Origin of the sequence: Klebsiella sp. KTE92, assembly GCF_000398905.1 — a bacterium.
Lineage (GTDB): Bacteria > Pseudomonadota > Gammaproteobacteria > Enterobacterales > Enterobacteriaceae > Klebsiella > Klebsiella variicola.
Genome location: NZ_KB976100.1, coordinates 5,179,659 through 5,192,062, shown reverse-complemented (window position 1 = coordinate 5,192,062; position 12,404 = coordinate 5,179,659). Strand labels below are relative to the sequence as shown.

Below are 12,404 nucleotides of genomic sequence, written 5' to 3'. Positions count from 1 at the left end.
GTCTGTCGGTGCTCAGGTGTTGCTGAGCGCCTTGCGGATATAGCCGTTGTTTTTCGCCAGCAGCGACTGCGCCTCTGCGGCGCTTAAGTCCGCCAGCACCATCACGATCGCCGTTTTACAGTGGCGGCCGCAGGCCTCCAGCGCCTTCCGGGCAGTGGGGCGATCGCAGTCGGTCGCCTCCATCACGATAGAGACCTGGCGCTCAATCAGCTTGGCGTTGGTCGCTTCGACGTCGACCATCAGGTTGCTGTACACCTTGCCGACGCGGATCATCGCCCCGGTGGAGATCATGTTCAGCACCAGCTTCTGCGCGGTACCGGCTTTCAGACGGGTAGAGCCAGTGACCACTTCCGGGCCGACCACCGGGGTGATCGCCACATCCGCCAGCTGGGCCATTTCGCCATGCGGGTTACAGCTGACGATGGCGACAAAGGCATTCTGACTATGGGCGTATTCCATGGCGCCAATGACGTACGGCGTGCGTCCGCTGGCCGCCAGTCCCACCAGCACATCGCGGTGGCTGAAGTTCAGGTTCTGCAGATCCATCGCCCCCTGCGCTTTGTTGTCTTCCACGTTTTCCACGGCGCTGAGAATCGCTTTATGTCCGCCGGCGATGATCCCCACCACCTGCTCCGGGCGGGTGCCGAAGGTTGGCGGGCATTCGCTGGCATCGAGGATCCCCAGACGCCCTGAGGTACCCGCGCCGATATAAATCAAGCGGCCACCGGCCTGCAGCGCCGTCGCGACCTTATCCACCACCTCGGCAATCTGCGGCAGATAGGGCGTAATCGCCTGGGCTACCTGCTGGTCTTCCTGGTTTATCACCGTCAGCATGTCGAGGGTGGAGAGGGTGTCAATGTTGGCGCTGTTGGCGTTGCGTCGCTCGGTCAGCAGTTTGCTCAGGTCGATACTCATAGAAACCTCGTTATTCTCAGTGGCGCGCAGTATAAGGAATTATTTATTCCTTGCCTGTGAAGAGTATCACGATTAGTACGCGGAGAATAATAGGAGAATGGTAGGTATGGCGGGAAATAGTGCGGTAATAAATCTGGAATATTTTATTACCGCAGCAGGAGATTAGCGCGCGCTGCGCGGTTTGCTGAGGCCCAGCAGCAGCGCCAGCAGGTAGCAGATGGCCATCGCGAGGCTCATTTTCAGCATCGTTTCACCGCCGAGGCCTGCCAGCGGCGCGGCGATGCCGCCGAAGACAAACATCAGGGTGCCCATCAGCGCGGACGCGGTCCCGGACTGCGCGGCATCGACGGCGCTCATCGCCTCCGCGCCAGCGACGGTGCTGATGCCGCTCATCAGCGACACGGTAAAGAACAAGCCGACCAGCGCCAGCACCGGCAGCTGCAGCCAGGCAAACAGCAGCATGATCGCCGCACAGCTCACCGCCAGCGTCAGGCCGCCGCGCAGCAAGCTTTCGGCGCTAAAGCGGCGCGCCAGGCGGGAAAAGATCATCGCCGCGATAATCAGCCCGATACCGTTCAGACCGAACAGCAGGCTGAACTGCATGGCGCTCATGCCGTATTCGCTTTGCATCACGAAGGAAGAGGAGCCGATGTAAGAGAACAGCCCGGCCATCATAAAGGCCTGAATCAGGCAGAAGCGCAGAAAGCGGCGATTTTTCAGCACCGGCTGGCCGCGTTGCTGGCGGGCGGCATGCGTTGCTGTGGCCGGGCGCGTTTCCCGCAGGATCGTCAGGCTCATCACCAGCAGCACGCCGCCGATGGCGGCCATCGTCCAGAAGAGAATTCGCCAGTCGAAGGCGGTGATAACGTAGCCGCCCAGCACCGGGGACAGCACCGGCGCAATGCCGTTCACGGTCATCAGCAGGGCGAAAAATTGGGTCAGCAGGGTGCCCTGGTATTTATCGCGGGCGATGGATCGCGACAGCACCGAGCCGCCGGCGCCGGCGAAGCCCTGTAAAAAGCGCCAGACAATCAGCATGTTGATATCCCGGGTCAGGGCGCACATCGCCGAAGCAAAGATAAACAGCAGCAGAGACAGCGCCAGCGGTTTCAGGCGGCCAATGCGATCGCTCAGCGGGCCGAAAAACAGCTGACCCAGGCCGAGGCCAATCAGCGCGGCGGTCAGCGACAGCTGGGTCTGGGTGCTGGTGGCCTGCAGCTGCTGAGTGATCTCCGGCAACGCCGGCAGATAAAAATCCGTGCACAGCGGGCCGATACCCGACAGCAGGCCGAGGATCAGCGCCCAGGAGAGGGAAACACGTGGCATAACGATTCCTTACAGAAGCCGGGCGCGGCCGCCCGGCGGGTGAAATTAACTGGCGCCGCCGCCCAGCGACTGCCAGAGGGTGATCCGGTTATTGAGGTCGGTCTGCTGCAGGGACAGCAGCGTCGTCTTCGCCGACCACAGCGTGCGCTGGGCCGTAAGCACCGACAGATAATCGCCGACTCCGGCCTGATAGCTCTTCATGGCGATATCCAGCGATGTCTGCTCGGCGGCGACGTACTGCCGCTGGGCATCGAGCTCTTCGCTCAGCGTTTCCCGGCGCGCCAGCGCATCGGCAACGTCCTTAAAGGCGCTCTGAATCGATTTCTCGTAGGTGGCAATCAACCCCTTTTTCTCCGCTTCCGCATAGCGCAGCTGCGCCAGGTTGCTGCCGCCGGTGAACAGCGGCAGGCTGATGGAGGGGGCGAACGACCACACCTGCATCCCGTGGCTGAACAGCGACGACAGCGAGTCGCTGCCGACCCCGGCGCTGGCGGTCAGGGAAATCGACGGGAAGAAGTTCGCCCGCGCCGCGCCGATATCGGCATTGGCGCTCTTCAGATTGTGCTCCGCTTCCTGAATGTCCGGCCGGCGCAGCAGCACCGACGACGACACGCCCGCCGGCACCAGCGCGATGCTGTTATCCCCGAGACTCTCGAGGGTGCCGGGCAACAGGCTCTCCGGCACGGTTTCCCCCGCCAGCAGGTTAATGGCGTTTTTATCCTGCGCCACCAGCGTGCGATAGCTGGCGACGCTGGCGCGGGCCTGCTGATAGACGCTTTCCGCCGAGCTTACATCGCCGGCGGAAGCGGTACCCACCGCCATCTGGCGGGCGACGATGTTGCGCGAGTTTGCTGCGCTGTCCATGGTCTGCTGCGCCAGCGCCAGATTGCTGTTATCCGTCGCCAGCGTCACCCAGGCGGTGGTCAAATCGGCAATCATCGTCAGCCGGGTATTCTGCGCGGTGAATTCGCTGGCAAGCCAGGTTTCGCGCGCCGCGCGCGACAGGCTCTGGTTCTTGCCGAACAAGTCCAGTTCGAAGCTGGAGACCGCGCCGTCGGCCTGCGAAGCGGAGCTCAGGCCGCTGGCTACCGTTTTGCTGCGGGTATGGCTCAGCTCGGCATCGACAGTGGGAAACAGCGACGCCCGCGTCTCGCCGTACTGGGCGCGCGCGGCCTCGATATCGGCCAGCGCTTTTTGCACATCGCGGTTGCTGTTTAGCGCGATGCTGACCACTTTTTTCAGCCGCGCGTCATTGACCACTTTCTGCCAGTCGCCGACCACCGCCGTCGATTCGCTGTGCGCCCCGGGCAGGGTGGCCGGCACCGGCGCGGCCGGGCGATCATAATGCGGGTCAAGCGAGACGCAGCCCGCGGTCAGGAGCGCGATAAACATAAAACTCAAACGAAACATACCTTACTCCTGAGAAGGACGTTGGCGGGTGAAGAGACGTTTCACCAGCACGAAGAACAGCGGTACGAAAAACACCGCCAGCAGGGTGGCTGTCAGGGTGCCGCCGATGATGCCGGTGCCGATCGCCACGCGGCTGTTGGCTCCGGCGCCGGTGGCGATGGCCAGCGGCAGTACCCCGGCGATAAACGCCAGCGAGGTCATGACAATCGGGCGCAGACGAGTCTGCGCGGCGCGGATCGCCGCCCGGGAGAGCGAATACCCCTCATCCACGGCGGATTCAGCGAACTCCACGATCAGGATGGCGTTTTTCGACGACAGGCCGATGGTGGTCAGCAGCGCCACCTGGAAGTAGACGTCGTTGCTTAAACCGCGCAGCGTCGCCGCCAGCGCCGCGCCGAGCAGGCCGAGCGGGATAACCATGATCACCGAGAACGGCACCGACCAGCTCTCATACAGCGCCGCCAGGCACAGGAACACCACCAGAATCGAGATGGCGTAGAGGCTCATCGCCTGGCCGCTGGCGAGCTTTTCCTGCAGCGAAATGCCGCTCCACGCCCAGGTGGAGCCCGCCGGCAGGCTGTCGGCCAGCTTTTCCATCTTGTCCATCGCCGCGCCGGAGCTGAAGCCGGCGGCGTTTTCGCCCTGGATCTCAAAGGCGGCGGAGCCGTTGTAGCGCACCAGGCTTTCCGGGCCGTATTGCCAGTGGGTGGTGGCGAAGGCGGAGAACGGCGTCATGCTGTTATCGCTGCCGCGAACGAACCATTTGCCGAGGTCCGACGGCACCGCGCGCGCGTCGCTTTCGCCCTGGATATAGACCTTTTTCACCCGGCCGCGATCGATAAAGTCATTCACGTAGGTACCGCCCCAGGCGCTGGAGAGCGTATCGGTCACGTCGCTCAGCGACAGCCCCAGCGAGACGGCTTTGTTGTTATCGATATCCACCTGCAGCTGCGGCATCTGCGGCAGATCGTTAGCGCGCACCGACTGCAGCTCGCTGCTCTGGTTGGCCGCCGCCAGCAGCTGGCTGCGCAGCTTCATCAGACTGTCGCGGTCGGTACCGCCGCTGGCCATCAGTTCGAAGGTGAAGCCGTTGCTCTGCCCGAGACCGTCCACTGACGGCGGGGTCATGGCGAACAGGGTGGCGTCGCGGATCGTCCCCAGCTCTTTGGTGGCGCGCAGGGCAATGGCCTGGGCGGTATTGTCGTCCCCTTTGCGCTGCGACCAGTTTTTCAGCGATACGAAGGCCATCCCGGCGTTCTGCCCGCTGCCGCTAAAGCTGAAGCCGTCGACGGTGAAAATGACGTCAGTATTGGCTTTCTCTTTGGTGAGGAACCAGTCGGTCACCCGGCGACGCACCTCGGCGGTACGCACCGCGGTGGCCCCGGCGGGCAGGGTGTACTGGACCATGATCTCCCCCTGGTCCTCCACCGGCAGGAAGCTGCCCGGCAGCTTCCACATCGCCAGCGCCATCGCCCCGCAAATCAACGCGTAAGCGCCCATCATCACTGCGCCCCGGCGCAGGCCGCCGAGCACCCGGCGCTGGTAGCCTGCTTCCGTGCGCCCCCACAGGCGGTTAAAGGCGCCGAAGAACCCTTTGGTGTGAGGTTTGGAGTGGCTGAGCAGCGCGCCGCACAGCGCCGGGGTGAGGGTCAGCGCCACCACCACCGACAGCATCATCGCCGAGATAATGGTTACCGAGAACTGGCGATAGATGACCCCGGTCGATCCGCCGAAGAAGGCCATCGGCAGGAACACCGCCGACAGCACCAGGGCGATCGCCACCAGCGCGCCGGAGATTTCGCCCATCGATTTTTCGGTGGCTTCGCGGGCGGGCAGCCCTTCGTCGCGCATAATGCGCTCGACGTTTTCCACCACCACGATGGCGTCATCCACCAGCAGGCCGATCGCCAGCACCATGGCGAACAGCGTCAGGGTGTTAATCGAGTAGCCGAACAGCGCCAGCACCCCAAAGGTGCCAAGCAGCACCACCGGCACCGCCACCGCCGGAATGAGCGTCGCGCGGAAGTTCTGCAGGAACAGATACATCACGCAGACCACGAGAATGATCGCTTCGAACAGGGTCTGAATCACGTCCTCGACCGAGATTTTGATGAACTCGGTGCTGTCCTTCGGATAGGCGATATCGTAGCCCTGCGGCATCTGACGCTGGAATTCGGCGATTTTGCTTTTCACCAGGGTCGCGGTGTCCAGCGCGTTGGCGCCGGGGGCCATCATCACCGCGATCCCGGCGGCCGGATGGCCGTTCAGATTGGCGGTAGCGGTGTAATCCTCGCTGCCCATCTCCACCCGCGCGACATCGCTCAGGCGCACTACCGAGCCGTCGGCCTGGCTTTTCACGATGATCGCTTTGAACTGGTCAGGGGTTTGCAGCCGGGATTGCGCCCGCACGGTGGCGGTCAATTGCTGGGCATTGGACGACGGTAGCGCGCCGATTTTACCGGCGGAAACCTGCACGTTCTGCGCCTCAATCGCCGACTGAACGTCGGAAGGCATCAGCGAGTAGGAGGCGAGTTTGGTCGGGTCCATCCAGACGCGCATCGCGTATTCGGCGCCGAATACCTGCAGGCTGCCGACGCCCTCCACGCGCGCCAGCGGGTCCTGCATATTGCTGACCAGCCAGTCGGAGATATCGGAGCTGGTGGCGCGGTCGGTTTTGTCATATACCGCGAGGATCAGCAGGAAGCTGCTCTGCGATTTTTCCACCGTTACGCCGGACTGCTGGACTTCGCTCGGCAGCCGCGATTCCGCCTGCTGGACTTTGTTTTGCACCTGCACCTGGGCGGTGTCCGGGTCGGTCCCTTGCTCAAAGGTGACGGTGATGCTGACCGAGCCATCGGAGCTGCTTGTGGAGCTGAAGTAGAGCAGATGGTCGAGCCCGGTGAGCTGCTGCTCGATCACCTGGGTGACGCTGTTCTCCAGGGTTTCGGCGGACGCCCCGGTATAGGTGGCGGAGATTTTCACCGCCGGCGGGGCGACGTCCGGATACTGGCCTACCGGCAGGGTGCGGATCGCCAGCACCCCGGCGAGCATAATCAGAATGGCGATCACCCAGGCAAAGACCGGGCGACGCACGAAGAAACGGGAGAACATCAGGCATTGCCTCCGTTATTGTTGACGGCAACGGCCTTCACTGTCTGTCCGGGGGCCACTTTACTGGTGCCTTCGACAATCAGCTTATCGCCTGCTTTCAGGCCGCTCAGCACCAGCCATTTATCGCCATAGGTGTCGCCGGTTTCCACGGTACGCTGCTCAACTTTGTTGGCGGCATCGACCACCAGCGCCGTGGCGTCGCCTTTGGCATCGCGGGTGATCCCCTGCTGTGGGGCGAGGATCGCGTCGTTCATGATGCCTTCATCGATGCGCGCGCGGACGAACATCCCCGGTAGCAGGACGTGCTGCGGGTTGGGGAAGATAGCGCGCAGGGTCACCGAGCCGGTGGATTCATCGACGGCGACTTCGGTGAGCGCCAGACGCCCTTTTTCCTGGTAGGTACTGCCATCTTCCAGGGTTAACGTCACGCTGAGGGTGTCGCTGTTGCTGGCCAGGCTTTGTTTGCGTAAACGCAGGAGATCGACGCTGGATCGCGTCAGATCGACATACATGGTGTCGAGCCCGCGGATCGTCGCCAGCGCGGTATCCTGATCGGCGGAGACCAGCGCCCCCGGCGTAACCGACGAGATGCCGATGCGCCCGGCTATCGGTGCGGTGACGGTGGTCCAGTTCAGGTTGATGCGCGCGCTCTCCAGCGCCGCTTTCTTCGATTCCACGCTGGCCTTGTCCTGGGCGCAGGTGGAGGCGGCGTCGTCGGCATCCTGGCGGGAAACGCCGTTATCCCTGACCAGCGACGCGTAGCGCTGGGCCTTCTGGCAATCGGAGACCACCAGCGCCTGGGCTTGTTTCAGCGCGGCCGCCGCTTCGTTCCAGGTCGCGCGATAGCTGGAGGGATCGATCTGGTAAAGGGCCTGCCCGGCCTTCACCATATCGCCTTCGGTAAACAGGCGCTTCTGGATGATGCCGCCCACCTGGGGGCGAACTTCGGCGCTGAGCGAGGCGGTGGTGCGCCCGGTGAGCTGGCTGACTACCGGCACCGGCTGGCTTTGCAGGGTGACCACGCCCACTTCCGGCGTGGGTTGCTGCGGGGCAGATGTCTGCGCATTATCGCATCCGCTAAGGAGAAATAATGCTGTCGCGATGGGAGCTATGATGTATTTCATTATATTTTCTCAAGATATAAGACGTCCGCCCCGTTTATTAAAAAACGAGGGAATAGGTTGGGCGCTGAGGCATTTTCGGATTAGCGAAAATGACAAAAAAGGAACACAGATGTTCCTGAACGTGATTGTTATTGTGTCTCCGTTGAAGCCAACCTCTTCGGTCTTCAGGAGGTGAAAAGCGCATCTCCTCTGGTTTTGTGGTGAGAATGATCATTCTCATTTTCTCCATTATACGATCCGCCGCGATAATGGAAAGGTTTTTTTGCTTACTTTTAGAACGCCAAAAATTAAGGCAAATAATCATGGAGAAAATAAGAATATTTTGTGAAAGTGGAGAGGGAAAATAACCATTCGGCATCGCGATACTGGAGATAGTTAATGACGCTAATCATTACAAAAAGCATTAATCCCGACGATCAACAAGAATTGTTTGCCGGTCTGCGGCAGTATAATCAGCAGTATCTCGATGCGGCGCAGTTTGGCGATCTGGGGGTTTACTCCCGCGATGCGCAAGGGGTGATGCAGGGCGGGCTGATTGCCAAACGCAAGGGCAACTGGCTGTGCATTGAGTATCTGTGGGTTAGCGAGACGACGCGCGGGCGCGGGCTGGGGAGCGAGCTGATGCAGGAGGCGGAACAGCAGGCGCAGGCGCTAGGTTGCAGCCATCTGCTGGTGGATACCTTTAGCTTCCAGGCGCTGCCGTTTTATCAGAAATTAGGCTATCAGCTGCAGATGTCGTTGCCCGACTTCCCCCACGCAGGCATGCAGCGCCACTATTTGTCGAAGGCGCTGTAACGATCCTGGTATTCCCGGGCGGTCAGGTACCCTACCTGTGGTTGTGCCGGATGGCGGCTGGCGCCTTATCCGGCCTACGTTCCGAGCGGCCTGTTATTGATATACCCACTTGCGCGACTGAAACTGCCGGTGCTGGCGGCCTCAAAATCGCTGAGACGTTCCCGGAAGGCCGGGGCAGCCCGCATGGATGCGGGCTGAGGGCCGTGTTTTGCACGGACGCTGCCTCGGCCCGACCCGAAGCCTGCAGGGAAAAGTCGAAGGCACCACGAAGCGGCGATTTTGCTGGCCGGAGCCCGGGGGTACAGGGGGCGGCGGCGACTGGCCGCCCCCTGTGCGCTCCCTGCGGCATAAGAGACATAACGCAGAAGATCAACCGGGAGCGCAATCTGCCGGGAATTAACATAGAAGTTGTAGCCCTGCTAAGCGTAGCGCGAGCAGGGAAACTCCCGGATGGCGGCGCGTGGCGCCTTATCCGGGCTACAAAAGCGTCAAAACCACGCCTTAACCTCCGACGCCGTGGCCCATTAACGCCAGCGCGTGGCTGATGATGGTCTGGCGGTTGACCGCCTGTAAACGCGGATCGCTGTGAATGTGTGAAAATGGCACCAGCACCAGGCTAATCACCGTGGTAAACAGCAGCTCCGGCGACAGCGCCGGATTGATCTTGCCCTCCAGCTGCCAGCGACGCACCGTCTCCAGCATCACCTGAAAACGCTCCTCGCCGAAGCGGGCATCCATATGCTGACGCAGGATCGGCATCTCGCCGATGATCTCCTGCATCCACAGCGGCGCAAACCAGGCGTTTTTCTCCGCCATATGCGCCAGCGTCTCGACCATCATCGTCAGCGCCAGCACCGGATCCTGCGGATGGTCGACAAAAATGCGGCTGATGTGATTGCGCAGCGGCATAAAGCGCTCCTCAATCAGCTGGGTCACCAGCGCATCCCGGGAACTGAAGTAGTAATGCAGCATCGCCGGCGTCACCCCGGCCTCTTTGGCGATGGCGTTCAACGATACGCGGCCCGCCCCGTCGCGGGCAAACAGCATCAGGGCAATGTCCATCAGCTGTTCGCGATTGGCAGTATCCGGTTTTTTACCGCGCGGCCGACCCGGGCGGCGGGGGGCATCCTGATCCTTTTGTGCTGTCATGGTATGGCGATCTCTTGACCCGACTCATTCTTTCACTAAATATTAATTATGCATTTAATTAATTTCAAGCGAGCGTTGTAATGACTTCTGAAGTCGCTAACCCACCGGTGCAGTCGATACGCCTGCTGTTCAGCGCATTGCTGTTGGTGATGTTGCTCTCGGCGTTGGATCAGACCATTGTCTCCACCGCGCTGCCGACGATTGTCGGCGAACTGGGCGGGCTGGACAAGCTTTCCTGGGTGGTCACGGCCTATATTCTCAGCTCCACCATCGCGGTGCCGCTGTACGGGAAATTCGGCGATCTGTTCGGTCGCAAAATCGTGCTGCAGGTGGCGATTGGGCTGTTTCTCGTCGGCTCCGTGCTCTGCGGGCTGGCGCAGAACATGACCCAGCTGGTGCTGATGCGCGGCCTGCAGGGGCTCGGCGGCGGCGGCCTGATGGTGATCAGCATGGCGGCGGTCGCCGACGTCATCCCACCCGCCAACCGCGGCCGCTATCAGGGGCTGTTCGGCGGTGTTTTTGGCCTGGCGACGGTGATCGGCCCGCTGATCGGCGGTTTTCTGGTGCAGCACGCCTCCTGGCGCTGGATCTTCTATATCAACCTGCCGCTCGGCCTGTTCGCGCTGCTGGTGATCGGCGCGGTATTCCACAGCAGCAATAAACGCAGCCAGCATCAGATTGACTGGCTGGGGGCGATTTACCTCAGCATGGCGCTGTTGTGCATCATTCTGTTTACCTCTGAAGGGGGCAGCGTCCACGCGTGGAATGACCCGCAGCTGTGGTGCATTCTGGCCTTCGGCATCGTGGGGATCATCGGCTTTATGTACGAAGAGCGGATCGCCATCGAACCGATTATTCCGCTGGCGCTGTTCCGCAACCGCAGCTTCCTGCTGTGCAGCCTGATTGGCTTCGTCATCGGCATGTCGCTGTTCGGGTCAGTCACTTTCCTGCCGCTCTATCTGCAGGTGGTGAAGGAGGCGACGCCCACCGAGGCCGGGCTGCAGCTGATCCCCCTGATGGGCGGCCTGCTGCTGACCTCGATTATCAGCGGGCGGATTATCAGCCGTACCGGTAAATATCGCCTGTTTCCGATCCTCGGCACCCTGCTCGGCGTGACCGGCATGGTACTGCTGACCCGCATCACCATTCACTCGCCGCTATGGCAGCTGTACCTGTTTACCGGCGTGCTGGGAGCGGGTCTGGGGCTGGTGATGCAGGTGCTGGTCCTGGCGGTGCAGAACGCGATGCCAGCGCAGATGTACGGCGTCGCCACCTCCGGCGTGACCCTGTTCCGCTCGATTGGTGGCTCGATCGGCGTGGCGCTGTTTGGCGCGGTGTTCACGCACGTGCTGCAGAGCAACCTGCAAAAGCTGTTGCCGGAAGGCGCGGTGCTGCCGCCGGGAATGAATCCGGTGGCGGTTCAGCACCTGCCCGCGGATATCCGCCTCGACTACCTCGACGCCTTCGGTGCGGCGATCCACGCGGCGTTCCTGATGGCGGCCGGCATTATGGCGGTGGCGTTTGTCCTCTCCTGGCTGTTAAAGGAGGCGCCGCTGAAGACCGCGACGCATTAAGCGGCCCCGGCGATGCGCAGCAGTGCCTGACGCAGCGCCGGCGCGGCAAAATCGATAAATTTCCGCAGCTTAAGCGGCGCCAGATCCCGTGCGGTATACAGCAAATGGACCGGCGCGGGGGCGGGCTCGACGCTTTCCAGCAGCAGACGGAGCTCCCCGTGGCGCAGGCCATCCAGCGCCTGATAATGCAGTAAGCGGGCCACCCCCACCCCCAGGCGCGCAGCATCGGCGGCGCTCTCTGGCGTGGTGACGGATAGCACCGGCGGCAGGTTAATCAGCTGGTCCTCGCGCTCAGCGGCGCGAAAGCGCCAGCCGCGATAGGGCATCGGCGATTCAATGCGGATGATCGGCAGCGCCGCCAGATCGCGCGGCCGTTGCGGCTCGCCGTATTTCGCCAGCAGCGCCGGATGGGCGCAGACCACAATCCGCATGGTGCCGAGGCGGGTGGCCACCATGCTGCTGTCCGCCAGGTCGCCAATCCGCACCGCCAGATCGACATGGTCGCTCACCAGGTCGGCATAGCGATCGCTGAGCAGCAAACGGACGCGAATTTGCGGGTAGCGGGCGATAAATTCACCGATCACCGGGAGAACGTGCTGACGGCCAAACATCGTTGGCGCGGAGATCACCAGCTCGCCCTTCGGTTCCTGATATTCGCCCGTCGCCTGGCGTTCGGCGTTTTCCACCTCCTCAAGGATCCGCCGGGCGGCAGCGACATAATCGACTCCGGCGTCGGTGAGCGTCAGTTTGCGGGTGGTTCGCGCCAGCAGGCGCACGCCCAGCGCGCTCTCCAGCTCACCGATATGGCGGCTGACGGTGGTCAACGGCATATTCAGCGCCCGCGCCGCCGCCGACATACTCCCCAGCTCGGTCACTTTCACCAGTAGCGCCATCGCGCTTAATCGATCCATTATTCTCCCGTTTTCCGGAAAGATGATTGCCACTTTACCCATATTATCATTCTTCACAGTACAGTCCATGATGGCGCCAGACAACAGGA

Annotated in this window: 10 protein-coding genes and 1 pseudogene; 3 read left to right on the top strand and 8 right to left on the bottom strand. The window is 62.0% G+C overall.

Annotated elements, in window-relative coordinates; translation table 11 throughout:
* Positions 1-12: 12 nt before the first annotated feature.
* From murQ to eefA, 5 genes are all read right to left on the bottom strand, one after another.
* Positions 13-915 carry an N-acetylmuramic acid 6-phosphate etherase gene (murQ, locus tag A1WC_RS01260; RefSeq protein ID WP_016162001.1) on the bottom strand — a complete coding sequence of 301 codons (903 nt, stop codon included), beginning with the start codon at positions 913-915 and terminating at the stop codon, positions 13-15.
* Positions 916-1,077: 162 nt separating this feature from the next.
* Positions 1,078-2,241, bottom strand: a complete 1,164-nt coding sequence (locus tag A1WC_RS01265; protein WP_016162000.1) for a multidrug effflux MFS transporter — start codon at positions 2,239-2,241, stop codon at positions 1,078-1,080.
* 45 nt (positions 2,242-2,286) lie between these two features.
* Positions 2,287-3,651: a multidrug efflux RND transporter outer membrane subunit EefC gene (gene eefC, locus A1WC_RS01270; protein WP_016161999.1), complete on the bottom strand. Its 1,365-nt coding sequence runs from the start codon at positions 3,649-3,651 to the stop codon at positions 2,287-2,289.
* A gap of 3 nt (positions 3,652-3,654) precedes the next feature.
* The gene (eefB, locus tag A1WC_RS01275) at positions 3,655-6,762 is read right to left on the bottom strand and encodes a multidrug efflux RND transporter permease subunit EefB (RefSeq protein WP_016161998.1); all 3,108 of its coding nucleotides are present in this window, start codon (positions 6,760-6,762) and stop codon (positions 3,655-3,657) included.
* Entirely contained in the window at positions 6,762-7,886 is a 1,125-nt protein-coding gene (gene eefA / locus A1WC_RS01280; RefSeq protein WP_012967027.1) for a multidrug efflux RND transporter periplasmic adaptor subunit EefA, read from the bottom strand. Before eefA ends, eefB begins: the two co-directional genes overlap by 1 nt.
* Before the next feature lie 206 nt (positions 7,887-8,092).
* Between eefA and A1WC_RS28125 the strand changes: the two are divergent.
* Positions 8,093-8,214: pseudogene (locus tag A1WC_RS28125) on the top strand (hypothetical protein).
* Here the strand turns inward: A1WC_RS28125 and A1WC_RS28120 are convergent.
* A complete protein-coding gene (locus tag A1WC_RS28120; protein WP_012540280.1) occupies positions 8,174-8,290 on the bottom strand; it encodes a hypothetical protein in 117 nt (38 codons plus the stop codon). The pseudogene A1WC_RS28125 and the gene A1WC_RS28120 sit on opposite strands and share 41 nt — an antisense overlap.
* On the opposite strand from A1WC_RS28120, the gene A1WC_RS01285 reads away from it, so the two are divergent.
* Positions 8,265-8,681 carry a GNAT family N-acetyltransferase gene (locus A1WC_RS01285; RefSeq protein WP_016161997.1) on the top strand — a complete coding sequence of 139 codons (417 nt, stop codon included), beginning with the start codon at positions 8,265-8,267 and terminating at the stop codon, positions 8,679-8,681. The two genes, A1WC_RS28120 and A1WC_RS01285, sit on opposite strands and share 26 nt — an antisense overlap.
* Positions 8,682-9,182: 501 nt before the next feature.
* On the opposite strand, the gene A1WC_RS01290 is transcribed toward A1WC_RS01285, so the two are convergent.
* Positions 9,183-9,830 carry a TetR/AcrR family transcriptional regulator gene (locus A1WC_RS01290; protein ID WP_016161996.1) on the bottom strand — a complete coding sequence of 216 codons (648 nt, stop codon included), beginning with the start codon at positions 9,828-9,830 and terminating at the stop codon, positions 9,183-9,185.
* Between the two features lie 80 nt (positions 9,831-9,910).
* Between A1WC_RS01290 and A1WC_RS01295 the strand changes: the two genes are divergently transcribed.
* Complete coding sequence (locus tag A1WC_RS01295) at positions 9,911-11,404, top strand: MDR family MFS transporter (RefSeq protein ID WP_016161995.1); 1,494 nt, start codon at positions 9,911-9,913, stop codon at positions 11,402-11,404.
* On the opposite strand, the gene A1WC_RS01300 is transcribed toward A1WC_RS01295, so the two are convergent.
* Positions 11,401-12,372 carry a LysR family transcriptional regulator gene (locus A1WC_RS01300; RefSeq protein WP_168434623.1) on the bottom strand — a complete coding sequence of 324 codons (972 nt, stop codon included), beginning with the start codon at positions 12,370-12,372 and terminating at the stop codon, positions 11,401-11,403. The genes A1WC_RS01295 and A1WC_RS01300 overlap by 4 nt on opposite strands.
* Between the last annotated feature and the right edge of the window lie 32 nt (positions 12,373-12,404).